The sequence below is a fragment of the Brucella rhizosphaerae genome, from assembly GCF_002252475.1.
Classification (GTDB): Bacteria; Pseudomonadota; Alphaproteobacteria; order Rhizobiales; family Rhizobiaceae; genus Brucella; species Brucella rhizosphaerae.
The window spans coordinates 22,072-44,387 of sequence record NZ_NNRK01000019.1 but is presented as its reverse complement, the minus strand read 5'-3'; the positions used below and the strand labels follow the sequence as shown (position 1 = coordinate 44,387).

Below are 22,316 nucleotides of genomic sequence, written 5' to 3'. Positions count from 1 at the left end.
TGATGTCTGCATCGCCAAAAATTACGCCCAAACCGTCAGGCAGGCAACTGTAGCCCAGTTAACGTGACAACACCACATGGGATAGTGCGGCAATCTTTCGACCAGCACCGACGCCATTTTATGCCGTCTTCCTCAATTGACCGCTCGATCAATGGACTGCTTTTGCAGGTAAAAGATATCCGACCGCCCGCATTAGTGGGGTCAACTGCACCGATCAAAGCCGAACTGGACCAGATGACCACTGGCAGCATCAATCGCACACAACCAACTCGTCAGGAAACTTCATCGACTTATGTTCCAACCGCCGACGACATGGCACCCGCGATAGAAATGCCAAGAGGCGTTGATTCCAAAGAACAGATTGCAGCCTATCAGATCATGTTGAACAGGGCTGGCGCGTCGCCCGGCGCAATCGATGGGCGTTCCGGCAGCAATGTCGACAAGGCTGCTGCGGCTTTTGGCGAAATCACGGGTAGATTTATCAATCCAGCCGATCCCGCAGCGGTTCAGACCGAACTGGAGAATACCGGCGGACCAGCTTTCAAGGATTACCTCATCACAAATGAAGATGTTGGCAGGCAGTTTGTTGCAGAAATCCCCGCTGACTACGCTTTGAAAGCCCAATTGCCAGCAATAGCTTATACCTCAGTCACGGAAATGCTTGCCGAGCGGTTTCAAATCGATGAGGGTTTCCTCAAAGAGATCAATCCAGGGGTGAATTTCAATCAACCAGGCTCGATCATCAAAGTTCCCAATCTCGGCAAAGCCAAACGCACGCCGATTGCCCATATCATAGCAGATAAAGGTCGCAAACAGGTTCGGGGCTATGGTTCAGATGGAAAGCTGAAGGTAGCCTACCCGTCAACGATCGGCTCTTCGGACACTCCTTCTCCTTCGGGCACGGTTCAGGTCAAACGAATAGCGATCAATCCCAATTATACATACAATCCCAGGATCAACTTCAAACAGGGAGCCAATGAAGGCGTTCTGACCATTCCGCCTGGGCCAAACGGTCCCGTCGGTACGGTATGGATTGCGCTTTCCAAACCCACTTACGGTATTCATGGCACGCCTGACCCTTCACGCATCGGCAAAACATCGAGCCATGGCTGCGTGCGTCTTACAAACTGGGATGCAGAAGAACTCGCAAGAATCGTCAAATCCGGCGTCCTGGTGGTGTTCACGGAATAAACGATCATAAATTGGCCCGCCCGTCTGATTGCTTTTTCGCAATCAGGCAATCGCTTCTAGCCCTTTTTTCTGAACAACCGTCAATAACCGTAGTGCCGGCCCTCCGGGCTTCTTCACTCCACGCTCCCAATCTGACACCAGACCCTTGCTCACATTGAGATAACGAGCAAAGACGGGCTGCGATATATGTTCACGCTCCCGGATGGAGCGGATCTCTTCCGGGGTAAGCGGCTCAATCGCGGTCAGGCAGACATCATCAAATTCTCGCATAGTCTGCTTGTCGATCGCGCCGACTTCAAACAGGCCCTCCATAGTTTCGTGGATGGCCGCCATTGCTTCGCTCTTATATTTCTTCACCATCGTCAACCTCCGAAAAACGTCCTCTCTCGATCAGCAGCTCCATTTGCTCTTTTGATAACGCAAGAAGTTCCTTTGCCATCTTCTTGAATTGAACTTCTTCATCGTCATCAATGTTGGCCTGCTCATTCTTTGCAAAGCCGAACACGAAAAATGCCCGCCGCTCCTACCTATATAGAATGATCGTGCGAAACCCACCCGACTTTCCCTGTCCTGCCCGGGCGACTCGTTGCTTAATGACACCGCCACCAAGATCGGCGTCTATCTGACCGCGCTCGGCACGACGCACCGCTTCTATCAAGGCGACGTCCGTAATCCTCTGCTTTCGAGCAAACCGCTCGAACCAGGCGTTCTTCAGAATCTGCACCGTCATCTAGCCTGACTATATATATAACACCAAGCGTGACACTTCAAGGATTGTTGTTGTTCAATGACTGTCCCTGTGTGTCGGAATTCATTGCGATCCTGCCGATGCCAGACTTCCATTACCTTTCATCCCAGAAAACAAAAGCTGGCTGATGGAGAAGCCCCCTGCCCTCGCCTTTTGGGCAAGAGATCGCAAATAACCGCCTGGTGAACTGATGGTCGCCAGCTTCTGCAGGATACAGGCAATGGCCGTCGATGCCGCTTCTACTCCCATGAAGCTTAGTGCTTCGCGATAGGCAGACTTGCTAATGCCAAGGAAGCCGGAAACGATCTGTGAAGCATCTTGAAGCTCTCGCCATGTGCTGATGCCGTGCGCTCCATATTCGCGAATATCCGGACATGTTCGCAGCACTTGATCGAGCGAAATGGAAGGTGAAACCCGAATGCGGTTCTCGTCTTCGAGGCTCTCAGGAACCGTCGTTTCCGAAGAAGACGCCTTCAAATCAATCTTTTTGTTATTTTGAGATTTAAAAAGGGATTCTGGCAGGGATTCATTATGCTGCCGCTCAAATTGAGCGACGCTGCCGCTCATTTCTGGAACAATTGCCATGTTTTTCAAAGCGATAACCAATTCATCGTATATGGCTGTCAGATTGGCTTTGATAATCATCAGCTCATCGAGGGATGCTCGGCGAGGAATAGCGTCTACAACGTCACGGAAGCGAACAAATAGCCCTTCAAGACCCTCAATAAAGTCACCGGACCCATCCGCGTTTTCTGAAAAAGCCGAAGCGATCTCTCTGCGCATGACGGACACTTCATCGCGAAGCCGTTTCAAGGCTTTTTGCTCCGCAAGGATTTTATCTGCGATACCGGCAATCTCAGATGCGCGATCAAGCAAGGGCGCAAAGGAAAAGCCGAAGGCAAGTTCAACGCCCCCTTCCCTGTCCTTATGCGCATAACGCTTGCGGGTTGGGCTATCTTTGCGCGCAATGATCCCGGCCTCAACCAATGAAGCCAGGTGACGGCGTAGCGTTGATTCAGGCATGCCGTGGGCACGCAGCGATAGTTGGCGATTGGATGGAAAAACGACGAGGCCGGTTTTCTCATTCATGTCGTCGTCAGGGAGAAATGACAAAAGCGAACTGAGCACAGCAAGGCAGCGATCATTGAGATCGAGTGCTGACTTGGCCACACAGAGCTGTTTGTAAATCACCCATCTGTTTACCCCCCTGCCCTGCTTATTCTGCAGTTCAGGATTTTGGGCGAAACTATTCCTTCGCCCGCGAAACACGGACGTGACAGTTCCCAGAATTTGCATTCCCTCTCACCTTTCAAAAGGCAAAAGAAATCCACCCGCCAAAATGACGCTTATGACTCTTGACACCGATTCGGGGAAATGCGATTCTCAGTCTGCTAAAACATCGAGAAGGGCTTCCACGACGGCAACGTTTGGGGGCCTTTTTCTTTTGCGGCTCAATCTCCATTCTTGGTTTCTGATTGCTTGAATTCCTCAAAGAGGATTTCAAGTCGCTCGGATAACCAATCGCCGAACGGTCTAGCTTTCTCGCTTTTGAAAGAGAAATCGACCTGTTTCGGCTTTTGACTCATCGTAATGGCAAATTCGCTAGATCCCCACGACTTTGCCGTTGGTGTGGTTCGTTCCTTTTTGACCGGCTTGCCTTTGGCATTCGCCGCAGTGAAGACCCGATTGAAACGCTCGTCGCTATCTATTGAACCAAAATCGTCTGAAGTTACGATTTCGGAAATTGCAGCGGCCTTACGTTCGACTAGAAGGCTTAGTTCAAGCCAGCGTTCGCGCCCTACCCCAGGAGCTGATCCTATAATGTTGACGAGTTGCGGCGAAATACGGGACGTTACGGAAATCATCTTGGAAACCGCTGCCGCATTAGCTGCTAGTGCGGAGGAGATTGTTTCACGGTCATATCCGAGTGTCTCAAGATTTTTTGCGAAAAGAGCTTTCTCAATGAAACTGAGATTTGCTCGAGCCGAATTCTCTTGTCCTTGCGCGATAATATGTGTTTTGTCGTCAAGTGCCTTTACAACTGCTCGAACATTGCGTCCGAGCTCGCGGGCTACCTTTACACGACGATGACCAAAGACGATCATAAAACGACCATCTATGCTTGGATGAGGACGAACGAGTATAGGGCTGTCCTGTCCCCGTTCCTGGATAGCTTGAAGAAGCTGCTGATATTCTTCACCATCAGTACCAAGACGATCAGATACAAAAGAACTGTCTATAACATTTGGATCGAGGTCGACGACTTGCTCGCCTTCAAGGAAAGCGTCAGCTTGACGTGCAAGCTCATTAACAGAACGGATCATGGATTTGGATGCGCCACCGATCCGATAATTGGACGTCGCTGGCTCTTCGGTTGACTCCGTAAGTCCCGCCAGAAGATTTTTCCTAGCCATTTCAATCTCCGTAATCGCTTATCTCACTGAATTTGCAATCATAAATGCTGAATTTGTCAGCAGACAAACTCATCTGCCCCAAGATTCGTGGATAAGGCCTTCAATTTCGCCATTGACGGCATCTAATGATTCAATTGCACGTTCATAGGTGGAACGTGTCATCGTGCTTTTTTCGACCTCATAGAGCGTTTGCTTTGTGATCCCTGCATCTGAGACAGCGGTTGATTTGACCATCTGGTTCTTGAGGATAAACTCGCCAAACAATGTCTGCAAAAAAGCCACCATCTGAGCCTGTGGCTGATCTGTTGGCTCGTATCTTGTTACAAGGTAGCGATACCATTCCAGATTTACCTCTGCGCCGGCAGCGCGGATAGGCTCGAGAATATTGCCAAGCATCAGGAGGAACTGGCCCATCGACATCACATCCAGCATCTGGGGATGTATCGTGATAAGAACTGCCGTGGCTGACGTGAGCGCCGTTATAGTCAGGTAGCCAAGCTGTGGAGGGCAATCAATGACGACGATGTCGTATTGATCGTCAACTTCTTCGAGGGCTTTCGAGATGCGGGTAAAGAATGATTTACCAGCATTCGAATTGCGGTCACTCATTGCGAGGGGGGTATCATATTCGAATTCCTGCAATTCCAAATTTGCAGGAACGATGTCCAGTCCAGGAAAGTTGGTGTTCTGAATAATTTCAGAGAGCGGCTTTTGCTCCTCATCATATCGGATCGCGTCATAGATTGAAGGGACCTGATCCAACTCCGGTTGAAACCCGTGCAGTGACGAAAGCGAGGCTTGAGGATCGAGGTCGATTGCCAAGACGCGATGACCAGTAAGAGCCAGATGTTGGGCCAGATGGGCGGTAGTTGTAGTTTTCCCAGAGCCGCCTTTGAAGTTAACGACCGCTATGACCTGAAGATGTTCGCCTGGCTTTCTGTGCGGGACGTAATTACGTGTTTCCGATCGACCGTTTTGATCAAGATACTGGCGAATGTCATGCATCTGCTCAGCGGTGTACGATCGCCGACCCGACGGCGAAGTTTCAGGAGCGGGGCCTTTGCCTTCCAAATGAAGTTTCTTAAGGTGACTCTGGCTTACACCTATATATTGTGATGCTTCTGCAAGAGAGAATGAACGAAGTGTCTTTTTTCCAGAATCTGGGAAGTTCTGAACGCTGAGCAAATGCAACTTCTTCGAAATTTGATCCCCTTGATCGAGGATGTGTTTTTCGAATTTAAGCGTGGCTTTCGGCTTTTTGAGCGAGATCTCGTTCATTACCCATTGATTTCCATAAAAACGATTTTTGGACAGAATGGCCAAACTAACCGTTATTATGTCCGATTCTTAGGGATCTGCAACAAATTTAAAGTTAATAATAAGTTAACGCCTTCGCGGGGTCTATAGCTCACGCTCCGGTCCGTTATCATATTGATTTAAAGTAATATTTTCCTACTTTTGTCGGCGGACAAAAATTACTGAGATTGGTTTTGTCTGGGAGCGAAACGTCACAAAGTTAAATGCAGACGAATAGTCAAGAACAGCAACAGCTAACGCCATGGATCATGATCCGTCGTTTTTTAAGGTGCGCTTCGGCAAAGCAAGCAACGTCACGGATCTCGGCGCGATGCCATCGCGCAATGTGCATCGGATCTGGAAAGCCTTGACATCCGCTCAGCGAAAAAAAGCTCAAGAACTCGGCCACAACGCGCTTGCAAATAGCGTGCTGCTTGATAGCGACACTGCGAGCTTCAATGTAATGCAGACTAAGCAAGCGATTTTGCTTGAAATAAACTACGTGAGTGGCGCACATTGCATGCAACTTCGGGGGGGGATATGACGGTCGATCGAATTCAACTTTTGCGCAATGTCGGGCAGTTTGACAATGTCGCCACGGGAACGCAGCTGCCGTTCGGCAAGCTGACGCTCATATACGCGGAGAATGGCCGAGGCAAGACGACGCTGGCAACCATCCTTCGGTCGCTCAGCTCGGGTGATGCGGATCTAGTCAGCGAGCGACAGCGCCTCGGAGCGCAACATCCGCCACATATCATCGTGGCCCGGCAGGGCATGGCACCTCACATGTTTCAAAACGGTGCCTGGAGCCAGCCGCTTCCGCATATTGCGGTCTTCGACGATGCCTTTGTGGCGCAAAATGTCTGCTCCGGCATCGAGATCGAAACGGCCCATCGCCAGAACCTGCATGAACTAATCCTCGGCGGGCAGGGGGTACAGCTCAATGCGACGGTGCTTCAGCATATCGCCGCGATAGAACAGCATAACCGGACGCTGAAGGAACGGACCGACGCCATTCCTGCAGCCATGCGCGGGGCGCTGACGGCCGATGCGTTCTGTGCACTCCAGGCCGATGCGCGGGTGGACGGCAAGATTGAAGAGGCGGAACGTCAATTGGCTGCTGCGCGGGCTGCCGACGCGGTCCAGCGCCAGGACGCGTTCCAGCTCGTGAGCCTGCCGGCATTCGACGCGGTTGCGATCAACAGCCTGCTCGCGCGGAATCTGCCCGCTCTGGAAGCCGCTGCCGCCGCCCAGGTTCAGGCGCATTTCGGCGTGCTCGGCCAGGGCGGCGAAGCTTGGGTCAACCAGGGGATGAGCCGCATCGGACCGGCTTCGGCCGGTGAAGATCACGAGGTCTGTCCGTTTTGTGCCCAAGATCTAAGAGGTTCGCCGCTCATTGCTCATTACCAGGCGTATTTCAGCGCCGAATATCAGACGCTAAAGACGGACATCGCTACCGCGATATCGGGCGTCAACACCGCCCATGCCGGCGACATCCCGGCCGCATTCGAGCGCGGTATCCGCACCGCCGCGCAGACCAGCGAGTTCTGGACGCGCTTTACACAGGACGTCCCTGCGATCGGGGTTGATACAGCGGCAATTGCCCGCGTCTGGAACGCGGCGCGCACCGCTGTTGTGGCTGCGCTGCGGAGCAAGCAGGCTTCCCCGCTTGAGCCGTCGGCGCTTTCGGCTGAGGCGCAGGCTGCGATCGATGCCTATGAAGCCGCGCGTCGCGATATCGAGGCGCTCTCCGGAGGCCTGCAGGCCGCCAACGCAAATATCGCCATCGTCAAGGAGCGTGCGGCGGGCGCCAACCTTGCAGCCCTCACGGCCGACTTGCAGCGGCTTGTTCTAGTGCGAACACGCCATACACAACCTGCGACGGATCTCTGCACGGCCTATCTGGCCGAAAAGCAGGCTAAAACCGCAACAGAGACGCTGCGCGACAATGCCCGTGATGCGCTCGACCAGTATCGCCAGAGAGTCTTTCCGGCCTACCAGACGGCCATCAACGTCTACCTCCAACGATTCAATGCGGGGTTCCGCATCGGCGCTGTTGCTTCGGTCAACAGCCGTAGTGGTTCGTCGGCCAATTATAACGTTGTGATAAACAACGCCTCGGTCGCACTGACGGGAACCGGCCCGTCTTTCCGCAACACCCTGAGTGCCGGCGATCGTAACACGCTGGCGCTCGCGTTCTTCTTTGCTTCGCTCGATCGCGACCCGTCGCTCGCCGACAAGATCGTCGTGATCGACGACCCCATGACGAGCCTCGATGAGCACCGCTCCTTGACCACCGTCCACGAAATGCGGGCGCTCCACGATCGCGTCAGCCAGATGATCGTGCTTTCGCACTCCAAGCCGTTCCTTCTTGGTGTCTGGAATGGCGCCGACCGGGCTGCAAGCCGTACTGCCATCCGGATCGCCCGGCAGGGTGCCGGATCAACCCTGTCCGCCTGGGACGTGACGCAGGACGCGGTCACCGAACATGACCGTAGGCATGCCCTCGTCAGCGACTATATTGCAAACGGCAGCCCGCAGACCGAACGCGAGGCGGCGCAAGCACTACGCCCGATCCTGGAGGCTTTCATGCGTGTCGCCTTCCCAGCGCACTATCCCCCGGAGACTTTGCTCGGTCCCTTCCTGGGACTTTGCCGGCAGCGCGTTGGAACTGCAGATGAGATTTTATCACAGGCCGACATCACAGAACTGGAAGCGCTTAAAGACTACGGTAATCGTTTCCACCACGATAGCAACGCGGCTTGGCAAACAGCCGTCATCAACGATCAGGAGCTTACTGGCTTTTGCAGACGCACCCTGGCGTTTGCACGCCGGTAACACGGACCCCCCAAGGGGAGGGGACCACAGGTTGCGGCAAAAGCCCATGCCTCGAGATAGGCCAGGTCCGAAGTCAGGGCACGCAGGGTGTTTTTCCCCTGCCTTCATTGACCAGATGGCGAAGCGTCTCGACATCTTGGTCGGTCAGAACGTCTGCGAGCCTATGGCAGCAAAACGTCGCACAGGATATCGGTCCCTTGGCTATCTGCTTGAATAGATCAGGGTCGTTACCTTTCGACCTGGAATGTGGAGCGGCCCTGCGCTTCCACGCATTACGATTTTCACGGATTGTGTGCGGATTCAGAGACTATGCAAGAAGTTGCGTGGTTTACATGGCGCTTGAAATCGCACCACGATGGTATTACCTTATCAAAATCTGGTATTACATAGGTGCGGCAATGACAACGACAGTGACATCGAAGGGCCAGGTCACGATCCCAAAAGCAGTTCGTGAATTGCTTGGGATCAGGCCTGGGACCAGAGTGGATTTTCATCGAACTTCTGATGGAAACGTATTTCTTGTTAAGGCTGATGCGCCAAAAACATTAAATCGCTTCCAGAAGCTGCGTGGTCACGCTGGCAAGGGGCTCGATACAGATGCAATTATGGCGCTGACACGCGGTGAAAAGTGACGCTCGTTGACACAAATGTTCTTCTGGATCTTGTGACAGATGATCCACAGTGGGCGGAATGGTCGATTGGACAACTCGAAACCGCAAGTTTGACGGGGCCATTGCTTATTAATGATGTGATCTACGCAGAACTTTCAGTTCGTTACGAGCGAATAGAGGAACTGGACCAATTTATTGAAACGGCCGGTCTTCAAATTACATCTTTTCCCAGAGAGGCACTTTTTCTGGCAGGCAAAGTCTTTACCCGATATCGAAGGGCAGGCGGCTCGCGAACTGGTGTGCTGCCCGATTTTTTCATTGGTGCACATGCTGCAGTACAAAAAATTCCACTTTTGACACGAGATGTCGGACGTTACCGGACATACTTTCCAACCGTCGTGCTGGTTACTCCCAACCTGCCGTGAATGGTGCAAGGATCGATGACTTTTATTCTACGACCGCAAGGGAAGGTCAAAGGTGGCTCTGGATCATGGGCAACGAGATCCTCTGACAGGTTGGCGCTAAGGCCAAACGAAATAAATATGCATGAAATCATCTGCCCGCATTGCAACAAGGCATTCAAGATTGATGAAGCAGGTTATGCAGATATCCTGAAACAGGTTCGCGATAGTGATTTCGACAAGCAACTGCATGAGCGTCTGGAATTGGCTGAACAGAACAAGCGGAACGCGGTCGAGCTTGCACAGGCCAAGGTTAGCAGTGAACTGCAGAAAGCTGCTGCAGCCAGGGATACTGAAATTCAGAAACTGAAGGCGAGGCTCGAATCTAGCGAAGTCGCACAAACTCGCGGTAGCCGAGGCCTTAAGTGTCGTGGAAAAAGAACGTGATACCCTTCTGCACGACCTGGAAACTGCCAGACGAGAGCAGGAGGCTGCGTCAAAACTCGCCGAGGCGAAGCTTAATGCCGAACTACATAAAGCAGCTTCTATTAAGGACGCTGAGATTGAGCGTCTTAAGGCCAGGCTAGATGCGGGTGAGCTTTCACAGAAGATCGCCGTGACCGAAGGTGTCCTCGTAGTTGAGAAAGAGCGAGACGAGTTGAGAACGGTCTTGATCGTGTCGCACTTGAAAAGCAACTTGCTGAAACTGCCCTCAAGGACAAGTACGAAACGCAGCTTAAGGATCGCGACGAGGCTATTGAGCGTCTGAGTGATATGAAGGCGAAGCTATCGACAAAAATGATCGGTGAGACGCTGGAACAGCATTGCGCAACTGAGTTCGACCGCATTCGCGCCACTGCATTTCCCCGCGCTTATTTTGAGAAGAATAACGACGCGCGCAACGGCAGTAAGGGCGATTTATCTTCCGTGACGTGGACGATGCAGGTTCTGAAATTGTTTTGATCATGTTCGAGATGAAGAACGAGAACGAGGACACGGTCACAAAGAAGAGGAATGAAGACTTTTTCAAAGAGCTAGACAAGGATCGTAGCGCTAAGGGCTGTGAGTATGCGGTGTTGGTTTCACTGCTGGAGCCTGAGAGCAAACTTTATAATACAGGGATTGTAGACGTATCCCATCGTTTTCCGAAAATGTATGTTGTCAGACCACAATTCTTTATCCCAATAATTACGCTGCTGCGTGATGCGGCGATAAATTCGCTTAAATACAAGACAGAGCTGGCGCTGGTGAGAGCGCAAACGTAGACATCACCAACTTTGAAGCCCAACTTGAAGATTTTAAAACAGCATTTGGGAGAAACTGGCGTCTGGCTTCGGACGGTTTTGAGGAAGCAGTCAGACGCATCGATGAAGCGATCAAGGATCTGGAAAAAACGAAAGAAGCGCTTCACAAATCAGCCAACAATTTGCGGCTTGCAAATAATAAAGCCGAGGACCTGTCGGTCAATTCTTCACGTCGCTTGACACGCGGGAATCCGACAATGGCTGCAAAATTCTCTGAATTGAAGCAGAATATGTCTGATCCTGAATGATATGGGCAAACTTAATTGATGTGTGGGTTCCAATGCCCTTGGTCGGCACATGCCTCACAGCAGCCGTGACGCTCGTCCACTGCGCCGTTTGGCATTGTTGTAATAGTCTGATGCCTGTTGCACGGAGCGATGACGGGATTGCTCCATGGCTTCGGGGAGGGGAATGCCACGATTGGCGGCTTCGGTGAGATAGCCGGAGCGCAGACCATGGGCAGAAAATTCCGCAGGGTCGAGACCCGCCATTTGCGCGCGCCGCTTGACGATGGCGTTGACGGCACTGGGTTCCAGTGCCCGCGTGGAAACATTGCCCCATCGATCGACTTTTCGAAACACGTTGCCTTTGTCGATCCTGGCTGCCTTCAGCCATCGGGTGAGGGCATCGACGGGACGTCCGGTCAGATAAACAATTTCATCCTGTTCGACGCCACTGGTTTTGGTACGGCCAAGATGGATGCCAAGCGAGGGGAGGGGAGAGCCTTCTTCATCGGTGACAGGTGCCTGTTTGACGAGTTGCTCTGTGCGCAGGCCTGCTATTTCGCTGCGTCGGCGGCCACCGGAGGCAAAGGCCACCATCAGGATGGCCCGATCACGCAAGGCGGTGAGATCCTCGCCGGAACAGGTTGCCAGCAGCTTGCCCAGAATATCGCCGGTAATCGCATTGGCACTCTTGCGGCTGCGCGGCCGGTTCAGGGCGCGCACCGCAAGCCGGATTGCCGATTTGACGGAAGGCGATGAAAACGCACCCTCCAGGCCGCGCCAGCGGGTCAGCGTCGACCAGTTGGCAAGACGGCGGCGCACGGTTGCCGGTGCATGCGGTCCCGACACGCGCAGAAAGCCTTGTCGGCGCAATTCCTCTTCCACGTCGGCTGGCATGCCGTGATCGGGTTCAATCTCGCGTTGCTGCGGCCGCCAGAGATGATGGGCAACGAATTTCAGGAGCAGGGCTTCCGGCGCCGGAAAGGGGAGGGGGCTGCCGGTTGCGGCCATTGACCATGCTTCGAGATAGGCCAGATCCGAGGTCAGCGCACGCAGCGTGTTTTCGCCCATGCCTTCATTGACCAGATGGCGCAGCGTCTCGACATCCTCATTCGTCAAAATCTCCGCGAGCATGTCGCGCCGGTTCATCGGCAAAACGGCGTCACGACACGAAAGTGATGAATCTGTCCGACTTTTGAGAACGCATACAGAACCTCACGTCGGCTTGAGCGTTGATGCCGTTGATTTCTGGGCTTTGAGCGCTTGGTAGAGAGCGGTCTTGCCGATCTTCACGCGGGCGGCAGCTTCACGGACATTCAGCCCGGCGCTTCATGCGCCGTTTCAACTCGGTCGATAGGGTCGTGCGGTGGTAGGGCGACAGTTTGCACCAAGCCTTGATTTCATCGGCCGTCCGGCCGCAGCCCAAGCACCATTTGTTGCGTGGGTCGAAGCGACAGACATCGGTGCAGGGCGAGTCATTCTTCATTACGAACCTTATTTGAGATAGGCGCGGACGACGTCGATCAGTTCGGCCGCGCCTTCATCTCGTTCCTTCTGGGTAAGCCCCTCTGCGACAAGGTGCATGCGGATGTGGTCTTCAATCACCTCGCCCATGAGGCCGTTCATCGCACCCCGTGCTCCGGCGATCGACTGCATGACCTCGACGCAGCCCTTTTCCTCATCAAGCATCCGCTCGATGCCTTCCATCTGCCCGCGAATACGGCGTACGCGGTTGATTAGCTTTTGCTTCTCGCGGATGGTGTGGGTCATGCGGATACTCCTCGGATGCAACGGTTGATGGCTAGGCCGCGCGAGCTTCGACCTCCACCGTCACATGTGACAAATCATGGATGGCGGCAAGTTTTGCGCGGTAGTATGACGGCGTTTGAGGGTGATCGGCTACAATCGAGACGATCGCGCCATGGTGGCCAGGTCCGAGCTGCCAGATGTGAAGATCAACGATCTCAGCGCCTTCTTTGACGATGATCTCCTGAATTTCCTCCGGCAGGTCTTCGCCCTGCGGAATGTAGTCGAGAAGCACACCGCCTGCGTCGCGGATCAGCCCCCACGACCAACGGGCGATCACGATGGCTCCGACAATGCCGATTGCCGGATCAAGCCATAGCCAGCCGTAGAGGCTGCCGAAGACTAGCGCGGCAATCGCCAGAACGGAGGTCAGGGCATCAGCCAGCACGTGGACATAGGCGGCGCGAAGGTTTTGATCCTTCCCTGCCGCGTGCCCGTGGCCATGGTCATGCCCGTGTTGGTGGTCGTCCTTAAGAAGCCACGCGCACACAAGGTTCACAATCAGGCCGACGACAGCCACCATAATGGCTTCCTTGAAATTGATCGCGACGGGTGATTGGAAGCGCAGGAAACTCTCCCAGCCGATCAGCAGCGCGATCAGCGCCAGCACCACGGCACTCGCAAAGCCTGCGAGGTCTCCGAGCTTGCCGGTGCCAAAGGAAAAGCGGCGGTTACTGGCGTGCTTGCGGGCGTAGAGATAGGCCAGCGCAGCGATGAGGAGGGCAGCGGCATGGGTGGACATATGCCAGCCGTCCGCCGTCAGAGCCATCGACCCGAACATATTACCCGCGACGATCTCCACCACCATCATGGTCGCGGTGATCGCGATCACCAGCCACGTGCGCCGCTCGTTCCGGTCGTGGTTGTCGCCAAGGAAGAAATGCTCATGGGCGGCGTCGAGCGAACGGCCATGATCGTGCGGGTGGGTGTGGTCATGCGCATGCCCGTGGGATGAACTCATCGCCAAAACTCCTTCATAATGATATAGGGGAGTACACTATATCATTATAGTGGGCAACACGCTTCCGAGAAGGTGTCACGCCACGAAGTGATGGATCTGTCCGACGTTTGAGAACATGGGGTGGTCACGCAGCGAGAATGGATGTTTCGCGCCGCAGTGGCCTGAGATCGGCGCTATCCGTCGGGGTCCAGATGTAATCGCCGGTGAGACTGATATGCTGCCACCCGAGCGGGGTGACGTGTTTGATCACGTCGGGCGGCGTGGGAATGCCTTCTCGATTGAGCTCGGCGAAAGCCGGTTCGAGATAGAGCGTATTCCAGTAGACGATGGCATTGATGAGCAGGTTCAGCCCGGACGCCCGATAGAACTGGCTCTCGAAGGTCCTGTCCCGCAATTCTCCGAGACGGTTGAAGAACAGCGCGCGGGCCAAGGTGTTCTGGGATTCGCTCTTGTTGAGGCCGGCAGTCGCGTTCCTGCGCATTTCGGGGTTCTGCCACCACTGGGGCAGAAAGATGGACCGATTGATGCGCCCAAGATCCCGTAGCGCCAGCGCCAGTCCGTTCTGACGCGGGAATGCGGAAAGCTTGGCCAGCAGGGTTGAAGGCCGAACCTGACCGGAACGGATCGTCGTGACCAGCCGCAGAATATCGTTCCAGTTTGCCTTGATCCGCTCGACGTTGATGGGTTCGCCGACGAGCGACGCCAGATTTTCGGGAGGCGTGTCGCCAGGAAAGAGATAAAGTCTGCGATCCTTGAGACCACGTAGCCGGGGCACAAGCTGGAACCCCACCAGATGGCAAAGAGCGAAGCTCATGTCGCTGACCCCGCCTGTATCGACATAGTGGGTTTCGATGGCGAGGTCGCTGCCATGATAGAGCAGACCGTCAAGGACGTAGATTGCTTCGCTGGCGTTGGCATTCATGGCGATGATATGGAAAGCGCCATACTGGTCTGAGGTGAAGCGATAGAATTTGGCGCCGGGATTCGGGCCATAGCGGGCGTTGAGATCGCCGATCGCCTCGGCGTGTCCGCCCGCCGGAAAATACTGGCCATCTGAGGAAGAAGTTGTTCCGTCACCCCACAAGCTTGCGAGAGGCAATTGCCTCTGGGCGTTGACAAGAACGGCATGTGCGGCGGTGTAGCCTTCTTCGCGAATATGCCAGTCGTGCGCCCAGGCGAGTTGGCGCATCGTGTTCCCGGGAGAAACGTCCGCCATTCTGGTGAGACCGAGATTGATGCCGTCCGCCAAGATGGCGGTGAGGAGCGCAAGCTTGTTGTCGGCCGTTCGACCACTGCGCAGATGGGTGAAGGCGTTCGAAAATCCCGTGCGGGCATCAACCTCTAGCAAAAGGTCAGTGATGCGGATCGCAGGCAGACGGCTTTCCACTTGTCGCTTCAGCGACTTGGCGATGTCTGGAAACATTGCCTTGTGCGGCGTGACGCTGAACCCCGCTCCGGTCAGTTCGACATCGTCGAGTTCGCCGGCTACGGCCAGACGGGAAAGGTCGGCCAGCCCGCCGTTCAGGATCTGGCGCTGCTGGCTGAGGTAAGTTTCCACGTCGGTATCGACTGCGACCGGGAGCGGCCCTTCCTCGCGCATCAGTTCGAATGTCGGCGTGGGGATAAGGAAGCTTTCGAAGGATTGGAAGCGCTTGGCCCCTTCTACCCAGACATCGCCGGCATCGAGCCGGCGTTTCAGTTCGCTGAACAGGCAGAGTTCATAGGCCCTGCGATCGATCTTACCATCCTGTAGTATGAGAGGCATCCAGCTTTTCGGCGCGAAGGAGATCGGTGCCTTGTCCGGTATCGCCCGTTTGCCCTTGTGGTAGAGATCCGCGATCACGGATAGCGCCCGCAGGAGGTTCGCCACGGCGTGACCGCGGAACACGAGTGTCGACAGGAATTGCGGTGCCAGTTTCCGGATCGTCGGATAGCGCAGGAGCATTTCGATTTTGCCGTCGATGACATCCGGAGCGATCAGCATATCGACCGCCTGGACACTGGTCGTAAAGGCCGGCCATTGGATGACCCGTTCGAGCGCTTTGGCGATATCCTCGCCTTTGTCCCTCGCCTCGATGATCGCATGGCAAACCTTCGAAACGTCCTTCAATGGCTTCTGCACGTCGCGGACGGATCGGATGACGCGAGCGGCGGCCTGGTTATCGGCTCGCCGCGTCAGGATTCCCATGAGTTTCTTGAACATGTCAATGGTGCAGTCGGTGAGATGGTGGGAAAGGTGGAGCACCGTCGCAGCCAGGACGGCATGCCGGCGTTCGGGATTGAGGTCGCGCAGATGCTGCGCGCTCATTCGTGTCCCCTCTGCCGCGAATTCGTCAAAGACCTTGGCCGGAATGCGCTCCATCAACGTCATCGGCAGGTTCAGAGACCGCAGAAAGCGAATGCGCTCGGCAATCCTGTCGAGATTGACGGCGGCTGGCGATAATGCCGGTGTTCTTGCCCAGGCAAGGACGGTCACGCTCGTCCCCTCACGCGGGTCGAGAAGCTTGTCCAGATCGAGCTTCTGGCCTTCTGACATCCCGCCCGCCAAGGCCCGATGAGCAATCCGAATGCCGCGCCTGATCGCCACATGAATGATAGCTTCGAGCGCCGCGCGCGTCGGCAGGAGAGTTCTCCGACGTCGCAGTTCCTCCACTACCATATCTGCCAATACATCGGCCTGGCGCATGGTTTGTGCGGCAGGCGTCAGCCAACCGGTCAGTATCCGCACATCTGCAGGGACAAAAGGGCGCATCTGCATTCGATCGACAAGCAGCGCGAGATGCTCGCGTCGGGTCTGCGACCGTTCGAAATAACGATCGATCTCACGATGATCGACGCCTATCTGCCGCGCCAGAAACCGCAAGACGCCAGACGGCAGGATTTCGCCATCCGCTAGCGGTCGGCCAGGATAACGCAGTGTGGCCAGAACACAGGCGAGGCCCAGCCGATTCGAGGCTTTGTTCTGCCGCATGATCAGGTCGAGTTCCGATCGATCCAGCGTGTAATGTTTGGCGATTTCCCTTTCGTCAACCGGGATGGTTGTCGCCTGTCGCCACCATGCTTCGCTCAGTAATACTCTTCGCGCCATTCTCTGATCTTCCAGATTCGTTGGAGAGAGTGCAGCGAACTGGAAAATGCGTGTCCGACAAACGGACGTTTTGCGGTGTCCACAGATTTTGTCCGCAAAGCTTGTTACTCGACGGGAAATCGGACATTGTCCGCATTTAACAAGAAAACGGACAAATCGTGTCTCATGACTGCCATAGGCTATGCAAGAGTCTCTACCGAAGACCAGGATACCGCACTGCAACTCGACGCATTGCGCAAGGCTGGCTGCGAAAAGCTATTCGAGGACAAAGCATCGGGTGTGAAAACCGACCGACCAGGACTGACGGAAGCTATTCGCTATGCTCGGGAGGGCGACACGCTGACGGTCTGGAAACTCGATCGTCTCGGTCGATCAATGAAGCACCTGATCGACATCATCACCGAGCTGGAAGCCAAGGGCGTTGGCTTCCGATCCATCACCGAAAACATCGACACAACTACGCCCGGCGGTCGTTTGGTCTTTCATCTGTTTGGCGCGCTGGCTCAATTCGAGCGTGATCTCATCCGGGAAAGAACCCGCGCCGGTCTGCAAGCCGCAGAGGAACGGGGCCGGCGCGGTGGTCGCCAGGCGGTCGTGACACCAGAAAAGCTCGCAAAGGCCCGCCAGCATATCGCGGCTGGGCTGAATGTCCGTGAAGCTGCCGCCCGCGTGAAGATCGGCAAGACCGCTCTCTACCAAGCGCTCAAAGCCCAGAAATCAACGGCATCAACGCTCAAGCCGACGTGAGTTCTGTATGCGTTCTCAAAAGTCGGACAGATTCATCACTTTCGTGTCGTGACGCCAAAACGGCGGCAATCGTATCGAGTGTTTCGGCACGCCGTTCGACGGCGGTGACGGACGTTGATGGCAAGGTCAAGACTCCCTGATGGGCCTGAAAACGGGCCTTCAGCGGCGCGGCTTTGCCTGACTTTCACTGATTTGCGGCTTCAAATCAATAAGCTTTGATAACCTATACTTATCGATGGCTAGGCGTGGCCTAGTGCATCATTACTAGTGGCGAACCTAAACTCCGAGATGGGTTTCGTTTAACAAATCGTTTACCATAAAATAAATGGCTTACGATATCGCTGAAAATCAGCATGACAGCCCTGATGCGGCCGGCTTTCGCCGGTGTCGCTGTGGCTTTTACTTCCCGATTTCAATTGAAGCGCTAAGCTGAAAATCCCGCCGGCATTTTTGACCTAACGGTTTCATCACCGGGGCAGGGGAGGGGCGTTTAAAACGGTGACGGCCACCACCAAAGGACATGTTCGCTCACGCGGTGTCTCCGAGCTTCTTTGCAAGAGCCTGCTTTAGGCTGATGATCTCCTTCAGCGCGTTGGTGTGAATCCGCTCCAGGCGTTTCAGCTCGCTCTCCAAATATGCGTTGCGCTTATCCAGCCTCATCCGATGCTCTTCCAAATTCTCTATTTTCACTATCGCGTTATGATAATTCAGCCGTAACTCCTCAAAAAAGCACGTTCGGCGACGAAATGGGTTTCGGAATCGAATTCAGGGACGTCGCCGACATGCACGACGCGAACCGCTTTGCCGGTAGCGGCGAGCCGGGCGCGGTAAGCGCGTTGAATTTCCGCTTGGGTCAGCGCGTTTGGCTTGCGGGGGCGGCCGCGAGGACGTTTGGGAGTAACCATAACGGCTATTTATCATAACGCGTTATCACTGGATAGCATCGGCGCAGGCGGATGGCGCGCTTCGCCGGGTCGAAATCAATTCGTTCGGCATCTGCTTTTGTAAAGCGATGAAGCTTGTTCCGCAGGGTCAAGATCTCGGAGCCACCGTCCACAAGGCCAACTTCGACCAAAAACTGTCCCACTGGCCCATGAGCGGCAAATCCGCCCCAGCCCATATAAACTATCGGTCCGGTGCGTATGGCATCAAGATTGGCAAATGTGCGTTGGCCGCCGTTCGACGCTTGGAACCATGCATTGACATCGAAGTTCACAAGCTCCGGATGTTTTTCGGCCATCGGCATGTTCGCGCCACCGATGACCCTGTCGGTTGGTCCAAGGCATATCGAGTGAACGAGCCCCACGCGTGGATCGCGCAGATCGCCAAGTTCTACTACCTGAGCGACCGGCTCCCAAACAGCTTGCCCGCAATGGAGGCATAGGAGGGGTCGATCATTCTTAGAAAGAGCATTATCAAGCCTTTGGCGATGCGCTGAGACACAGAGCTTGTTGTCGTGGTTGTTGCGTTCATCCAAATTCAAAATGCCGAGCCCCTCAGCACTAGTGAAATCAAGCCGTTCAGACATCACGCGGAACAGCCCCTCAACCGTTGCTGCACGAAAAAGAACGTCGAACTTCGTTCCAACAATTGGCTTGAAGGGTTTTTCGCTAAGATCGTACGCTGCATCGCAATCGCCATCGAAGCGCGACAAGATCATGATTATCAGGTGACCTTTTGGAACGACCTTGTTGTCAAGTGACCTCGCAAGTATCACTTCTCTCTCGCACGGGAAGTCCATAGCTCCTAGCTCAACCTGAAGTATGTCGTTAGCTGCCTTTTCTGGAAGCTCAACAGCTGGAATGCGAAACTTTTCGAGCCCCTCAGCGATCTCCCCAATCGTGATAGTGCGGCGTCCTTTCGCATATGTAATGCAATCGGTAATAGTTTTTCCCCAGACACCGGACGGCGCGGTATAGTTTCTGGCTTGAAGGACGACAATGATAGCCTGTTCGTGGGGATCGCCTGCTTCCACATCCAGTACGATCACACGACTTTTCCGGATAATGCGATCGACATCGGCCGGATCCTTCTCACGTTTGGCTTCCATCCGCAATTCGGATAGCGTCGCACGGATGACCTCAATGATTTCCTTGAGGGCCTTCGGCTGATCACGAAAAAAATCGGATTCGGGCGAACTACGAAAGGCCTCCCAGGCGGCCCGCAATTCGTTTGTAACTTTCTTCGACGCCCGGCCGGTGGTCACAAGTAGGTATTCTTCGTTCTGTCCTCCCGCCGCGTCTTGCTCTTCGAACTGCTGAAGCACAGATCTCAGTTCTCCGTCCAATGAAAATCCAATAGTCTTCGGCGACTCAAACAGAGCAGAATACCCCTATTATTGATCACTGTGATGTCAGACATCAACTGATCAATAATAGGGGTATTCTGCTCTGTTTGAGTCGGGAAAGACCTTGTCCCATTCCCCAAAGGGCTGATTTGCCGTGATGAGCAGCGAGCGACGTTCATAGCGTGCGCTGATCAGTTCGAAGAGCACACTGGTTTCCGCCTGATCCTTACTCACATAGGCCATGTCGTCCAGTACCAGCAGATGATACTTGTCGAGCTTGGCAATCGCTCCTTCGAGATCGAGATTGCGTCGGGCGGTTTGCAGCTTCTGAACGAGATCGGTGGTCCGCGTGAACAGAACCCGCCATCCATTCTCGATCAGTCCCACGCCGATGGCGGCTGCAAGATGCGATTTCCCACCGCCCGGCCCGCCAAACATCATCAGATTGGCGCCGGTTTTCAGCCAGACATCTCCAGCGACCAACGCCATGACCCGGGCCTTTGAGACCATGGGAATGGCTGTGAAGTCGAAGTTGTCAAGCGTCTTGCCTGGGGGCAGATGCGCTTCAGTGAGATGACGTTGCATACGTCGTGTCTCTCGTTCGGCAATTTCAAATTCGGCCAGTGCCGACAGCAAGCGGGAGGCAGGCCACCCTTCGGTGTCAGCCTGTTCTGTAAAGCTGTGCCAGGCTTTTGATATTCCCGGCAGCCTCAAATTGGTGAGCATCATGGATAGGCGCGCAGCATCGACAGAAGCATTATGTTTCATGCTGTGACCTCCGCCCCCGCACTAATAAGACGATCGTAGTCGTCCAGTTTGCCCAGACGAACACTGATCTGTGGCACGCTGTCCGGGTTCGACGCGAACCGGATGCGCATTCTGGCGAGCTTCGGTATCTTTCGGGCATCGAGCTCGCTCTGGATTGCCTCCGCCAGTTCGGCTTCGATATTGCGCTCATGTGCCAGGCTCAGCATTTCCACCGTCAGACGACAGGCCTCGCGCTCCGGCAGCTTCTCCATGGCGGCATGGTAAAGGTTGCGATAAGCCTCCCGGGGGAAGAGCTGGTCGCGATAGACAAGACCAGGCAAGGCCCCCGGCTTTCGGCGCAACGAATGAATGATGTGACGATAGTTCACAACATGCTGGACAGGTCCGAGCTGACCTCTGACGCGCGGCAATGTCGCGACACAGGTTCCCCCCAGAAAGAGTTCAATATGCTCCTTGAAGAGCCGCGCGCGCAGGCGGTGTCCGATCAGTCGTGAAGGAACGCTGTAGAAGACCCTGCGCAGAGTAAAGCCCCCACTGCTGGTGACATGGACGATTTCGTCCACCCCTTCAGGCTGACGGTCGCGTGGCAGAGCCAGAAGGCTTTCGCGCTCAATGGCGATCTCCTTGATCCGGCGCGCATTGCGCTGGCCGATGACTTCATCAATGAAGACGGCAAAACTGGCGACATCGGGAAAGTCCCGGGAGCCACGCAGGAGAAGAGCATCCTCCAGTTCCCGTTTCAGATCGCCATGCGAGCCTTCGATCGCACCGTTCTCATGCGCGACACCGCGATTGTTTCGGCTGGCCTTCATGCCGTAATGAGAGCAAAGACCCTCATAGCGATCCGTCATGTCCCGTGCGGTATCTGCATTAATGTTGCGAAACGCCGCCGAAAGGCTGTCAGTACGGTGATCGTGCGGCGCTCCGCCGAGCGCCCAAAGTGCGTTCTGCAAGCCACTGGTCAGCGCAGCGAAGCTCTCACCGCCTTCAACGATTTCGGCATGCTCAAAACCACTATAGGCCAGCCGGAAGTGATAGAGCATATAGTCAAACAGCACCCCGGCAATCGTGACCTTGAGATCCGGCGCATGAGTAAAATCCGACAATCCCATACGTCCCGGCTCCTGAACCTGCCGGAATATGACATCCTGATCCTCGCCATGGATCGCGCGCCATGCACGGATACGGCGTTCAAGTGTGCGACGGATGCCGGAACCAAGCTCCGGATGACGCCTGCAAAGTTCACGGAGAATCCCGACAGCCCGCAGGCCGGGCGCGCTTTGCAGCATGGGAACGACTTCTTCGTCGAATATGCCTTCCAAAGGATCAGAGCGGCGGCGTTCGTGTTTGACCTTCTTCTCGCTCGGTAGACGAGGGTCAGCTTCGATCCTGTACCCGGTCGAAGGACTGAAGCCCGCCTTGGCTGCGGCGACAGGAATGTTGTGTTTCTTGCGATTTTGCATGTAGAAACTGTGCTGTTGATCGTTGATGTGTCTGCCGGGCATGCATTCTTCCTTTGTTGCAGAAAGAAGAAATGCACCCGACACATCGCAATCACCAGACGGCGTGAACCCCTACCGGGTTCGCGCCGTCGCCACGAACGCCCCTTCGCTCGGGCTTCGCCCTCACTAC

The 22,316-nt window shown here is 54.8% G+C and carries 19 protein-coding genes and 5 pseudogenes; 9 read left to right on the top strand and 15 right to left on the bottom strand.

The window, feature by feature from the left end; all coding sequences use genetic code 11:
- Nucleotides 1-294: 294 nt before the first annotated feature.
- A pseudogene (locus tag CEV32_RS04400) lies at nucleotides 295-1,191 on the top strand (L,D-transpeptidase); the annotation flags it as partial.
- A 42-nt stretch (nucleotides 1,192-1,233) separates the two neighbouring features.
- Here CEV32_RS04400 and CEV32_RS04395 read toward each other — a convergent pair.
- The 5 genes and pseudogenes from CEV32_RS04395 to repA form a co-directional block, all read right to left on the bottom strand.
- On the bottom strand, nucleotides 1,234-1,551 hold the full coding sequence (locus CEV32_RS04395; protein ID WP_094515339.1) for a helix-turn-helix domain-containing protein: 318 nt from the start codon (nucleotides 1,549-1,551) through the stop codon (nucleotides 1,234-1,236).
- Nucleotides 1,535-1,921, bottom strand: a pseudogene (locus CEV32_RS04390) (type II toxin-antitoxin system RelE/ParE family toxin). The gene CEV32_RS04395 and the pseudogene CEV32_RS04390 overlap by 17 nt, the downstream one beginning before the upstream one ends.
- A gap of 81 nt (nucleotides 1,922-2,002) precedes the next feature.
- Complete coding sequence (gene repC, locus CEV32_RS04385) at nucleotides 2,003-3,235, bottom strand: plasmid replication protein RepC (RefSeq protein ID WP_094574569.1); 1,233 nt, start codon at nucleotides 3,233-3,235, stop codon at nucleotides 2,003-2,005.
- Nucleotides 3,236-3,390: 155 nt separating this feature from the next.
- Nucleotides 3,391-4,353, bottom strand: coding sequence for a plasmid partitioning protein RepB (repB, locus tag CEV32_RS04380; protein ID WP_094574567.1), 963 nt, complete (start codon nucleotides 4,351-4,353; stop codon nucleotides 3,391-3,393).
- Between the two features lie 69 nt (nucleotides 4,354-4,422).
- Nucleotides 4,423-5,631, bottom strand: a complete 1,209-nt coding sequence (gene repA, locus CEV32_RS04375; protein ID WP_094515336.1) for a plasmid partitioning protein RepA — start codon at nucleotides 5,629-5,631, stop codon at nucleotides 4,423-4,425.
- Between the two features lie 280 nt (nucleotides 5,632-5,911).
- Between repA and CEV32_RS04370 the strand changes: the two genes are divergently transcribed.
- Both CEV32_RS04370 and CEV32_RS04365 read left to right on the top strand, forming a co-directional pair.
- Nucleotides 5,912-6,193, top strand: coding sequence for a hypothetical protein (locus tag CEV32_RS04370; RefSeq protein ID WP_094574565.1), 282 nt, complete (start codon nucleotides 5,912-5,914; stop codon nucleotides 6,191-6,193).
- Entirely contained in the window at nucleotides 6,190-8,487 is a 2,298-nt protein-coding gene (locus CEV32_RS04365) for an AAA family ATPase (RefSeq protein ID WP_094574563.1), read from the top strand. The genes CEV32_RS04370 and CEV32_RS04365 overlap by 4 nt, the downstream gene beginning before the upstream one ends.
- A 2-nt stretch (nucleotides 8,488-8,489) precedes the next feature.
- Here the strand turns inward: CEV32_RS04365 and CEV32_RS23865 are convergent.
- A pseudogene (locus CEV32_RS23865) lies at nucleotides 8,490-8,650 on the bottom strand (integrase); the annotation flags it as partial.
- Between the two features lie 235 nt (nucleotides 8,651-8,885).
- Here CEV32_RS23865 and CEV32_RS04355 point away from each other — a divergent pair.
- The 5 genes and pseudogenes from CEV32_RS04355 (at nucleotide 8,886) to CEV32_RS24075 (ending at nucleotide 11,051) form a co-directional block, all read left to right on the top strand.
- A complete protein-coding gene (locus CEV32_RS04355) occupies nucleotides 8,886-9,119 on the top strand; it encodes an AbrB/MazE/SpoVT family DNA-binding domain-containing protein (protein ID WP_094515408.1) in 234 nt (77 codons plus the stop codon).
- Entirely contained in the window at nucleotides 9,116-9,523 is a 408-nt protein-coding gene (locus CEV32_RS04350; RefSeq protein ID WP_094515334.1) for a type II toxin-antitoxin system VapC family toxin, read from the top strand. The genes CEV32_RS04355 and CEV32_RS04350 overlap by 4 nt, the downstream gene beginning before the upstream one ends.
- Nucleotides 9,524-9,640: 117 nt before the next feature.
- On the top strand, nucleotides 9,641-9,946 hold the full coding sequence (locus tag CEV32_RS24020; protein WP_235819122.1) for a hypothetical protein: 306 nt from the start codon (nucleotides 9,641-9,643) through the stop codon (nucleotides 9,944-9,946).
- The gene (locus CEV32_RS24015) at nucleotides 9,930-10,268 is read left to right on the top strand and encodes a hypothetical protein (RefSeq protein WP_235819123.1); all 339 of its coding nucleotides are present in this window, start codon (nucleotides 9,930-9,932) and stop codon (nucleotides 10,266-10,268) included. The genes CEV32_RS24020 and CEV32_RS24015 overlap by 17 nt, the downstream gene beginning before the upstream one ends.
- A pseudogene (locus tag CEV32_RS24075) lies at nucleotides 10,256-11,051 on the top strand (DUF2130 domain-containing protein). The gene CEV32_RS24015 and the pseudogene CEV32_RS24075 overlap by 13 nt, the downstream one beginning before the upstream one ends.
- Before the next feature lie 54 nt (nucleotides 11,052-11,105).
- Here CEV32_RS24075 and CEV32_RS04340 read toward each other — a convergent pair.
- The 5 genes from CEV32_RS04340 to CEV32_RS04315 form a co-directional block, all read right to left on the bottom strand.
- A complete protein-coding gene (locus CEV32_RS04340) occupies nucleotides 11,106-12,176 on the bottom strand; it encodes a site-specific integrase (RefSeq protein WP_094574561.1) in 1,071 nt (356 codons plus the stop codon).
- A gap of 157 nt (nucleotides 12,177-12,333) precedes the next feature.
- Nucleotides 12,334-12,513 (bottom strand): DUF1289 domain-containing protein, encoded by a 180-nt coding sequence (locus tag CEV32_RS04330; protein WP_094574559.1) that lies wholly within the window; start codon nucleotides 12,511-12,513, stop codon nucleotides 12,334-12,336.
- Between the two features lie 8 nt (nucleotides 12,514-12,521).
- On the bottom strand, nucleotides 12,522-12,797 hold the full coding sequence (locus tag CEV32_RS04325) for a metal/formaldehyde-sensitive transcriptional repressor (protein WP_094574557.1): 276 nt from the start codon (nucleotides 12,795-12,797) through the stop codon (nucleotides 12,522-12,524).
- Nucleotides 12,798-12,828: 31 nt separating this feature from the next.
- Nucleotides 12,829-13,794, bottom strand: coding sequence for a CDF family Co(II)/Ni(II) efflux transporter DmeF (gene dmeF / locus CEV32_RS04320; protein ID WP_094574555.1), 966 nt, complete (start codon nucleotides 13,792-13,794; stop codon nucleotides 12,829-12,831).
- Nucleotides 13,795-13,918: 124 nt separating this feature from the next.
- Nucleotides 13,919-16,882: a Tn3 family transposase gene (locus tag CEV32_RS04315; RefSeq protein WP_094574553.1), complete on the bottom strand. Its 2,964-nt coding sequence runs from the start codon at nucleotides 16,880-16,882 to the stop codon at nucleotides 13,919-13,921.
- 165 nt (nucleotides 16,883-17,047) lie between these two features.
- Between CEV32_RS04315 and CEV32_RS04310 the strand changes: the two genes are divergently transcribed.
- On the top strand, nucleotides 17,048-17,629 hold the full coding sequence (locus tag CEV32_RS04310) for a recombinase family protein (RefSeq protein WP_094574575.1): 582 nt from the start codon (nucleotides 17,048-17,050) through the stop codon (nucleotides 17,627-17,629).
- A gap of 528 nt (nucleotides 17,630-18,157) precedes the next feature.
- Here CEV32_RS04310 and CEV32_RS23965 read toward each other — a convergent pair.
- The 4 genes and pseudogenes from CEV32_RS23965 to istA form a co-directional block, all read right to left on the bottom strand.
- A complete protein-coding gene (locus CEV32_RS23965; protein WP_268876665.1) occupies nucleotides 18,158-18,289 on the bottom strand; it encodes a hypothetical protein in 132 nt (43 codons plus the stop codon).
- Nucleotides 18,290-18,539: 250 nt separating this feature from the next.
- The gene (locus tag CEV32_RS04300) at nucleotides 18,540-19,895 is read right to left on the bottom strand and encodes a hypothetical protein (RefSeq protein ID WP_094574548.1); all 1,356 of its coding nucleotides are present in this window, start codon (nucleotides 19,893-19,895) and stop codon (nucleotides 18,540-18,542) included.
- 132 nt (nucleotides 19,896-20,027) lie between these two features.
- Nucleotides 20,028-20,684, bottom strand: a pseudogene (gene istB / locus CEV32_RS04295) (IS21-like element helper ATPase IstB); the annotation flags it as partial.
- Nucleotides 20,681-22,189: an IS21 family transposase gene (gene istA, locus CEV32_RS04290; protein WP_094574546.1), complete on the bottom strand. Its 1,509-nt coding sequence runs from the start codon at nucleotides 22,187-22,189 to the stop codon at nucleotides 20,681-20,683. The gene istA and the pseudogene istB, both read right to left, overlap by 4 nt.
- Nucleotides 22,190-22,316 lie beyond the last annotated feature (127 nt).

Coding starts and splice junctions, on each gene's coding strand:
- CEV32_RS04395 (WP_094515339.1), bottom strand. CDS start 1,551: ATGGTGAAGAAATATAAGAGCGAAGCAATGGCGGCCATCCACGAAACT.
- repC (WP_094574569.1), bottom strand. CDS start 3,235: ATGCAAATTCTGGGAACTGTCACGTCCGTGTTTCGCGGGCGAAGGAAT.
- repB (WP_094574567.1), bottom strand. CDS start 4,353: ATGGCTAGGAAAAATCTTCTGGCGGGACTTACGGAGTCAACCGAAGAG.
- repA (WP_094515336.1), bottom strand. CDS start 5,631: ATGAACGAGATCTCGCTCAAAAAGCCGAAAGCCACGCTTAAATTCGAA.
- CEV32_RS04370 (WP_094574565.1), top strand. CDS start 5,912: ATGGATCATGATCCGTCGTTTTTTAAGGTGCGCTTCGGCAAAGCAAGC.
- CEV32_RS04365 (WP_094574563.1), top strand. CDS start 6,190: ATGACGGTCGATCGAATTCAACTTTTGCGCAATGTCGGGCAGTTTGAC.
- CEV32_RS04355 (WP_094515408.1), top strand. CDS start 8,886: ATGACAACGACAGTGACATCGAAGGGCCAGGTCACGATCCCAAAAGCA.
- CEV32_RS24020 (WP_235819122.1), top strand. CDS start 9,641: ATGCATGAAATCATCTGCCCGCATTGCAACAAGGCATTCAAGATTGAT.
- CEV32_RS04340 (WP_094574561.1), bottom strand. CDS start 12,176: ATGAACCGGCGCGACATGCTCGCGGAGATTTTGACGAATGAGGATGTC.
- CEV32_RS04330 (WP_094574559.1), bottom strand. CDS start 12,513: ATGAAGAATGACTCGCCCTGCACCGATGTCTGTCGCTTCGACCCACGC.
- CEV32_RS04325 (WP_094574557.1), bottom strand. CDS start 12,797: ATGACCCACACCATCCGCGAGAAGCAAAAGCTAATCAACCGCGTACGC.
- dmeF (WP_094574555.1), bottom strand. CDS start 13,794: ATGAGTTCATCCCACGGGCATGCGCATGACCACACCCACCCGCACGAT.
- CEV32_RS04315 (WP_094574553.1), bottom strand. CDS start 16,882: ATGGCGCGAAGAGTATTACTGAGCGAAGCATGGTGGCGACAGGCGACA.
- CEV32_RS04310 (WP_094574575.1), top strand. CDS start 17,048: ATGACTGCCATAGGCTATGCAAGAGTCTCTACCGAAGACCAGGATACC.
- CEV32_RS23965 (WP_268876665.1), bottom strand. CDS start 18,289: ATGAGGCTGGATAAGCGCAACGCATATTTGGAGAGCGAGCTGAAACGC.
- istA (WP_094574546.1), bottom strand. CDS start 22,189: ATGCCCGGCAGACACATCAACGATCAACAGCACAGTTTCTACATGCAA.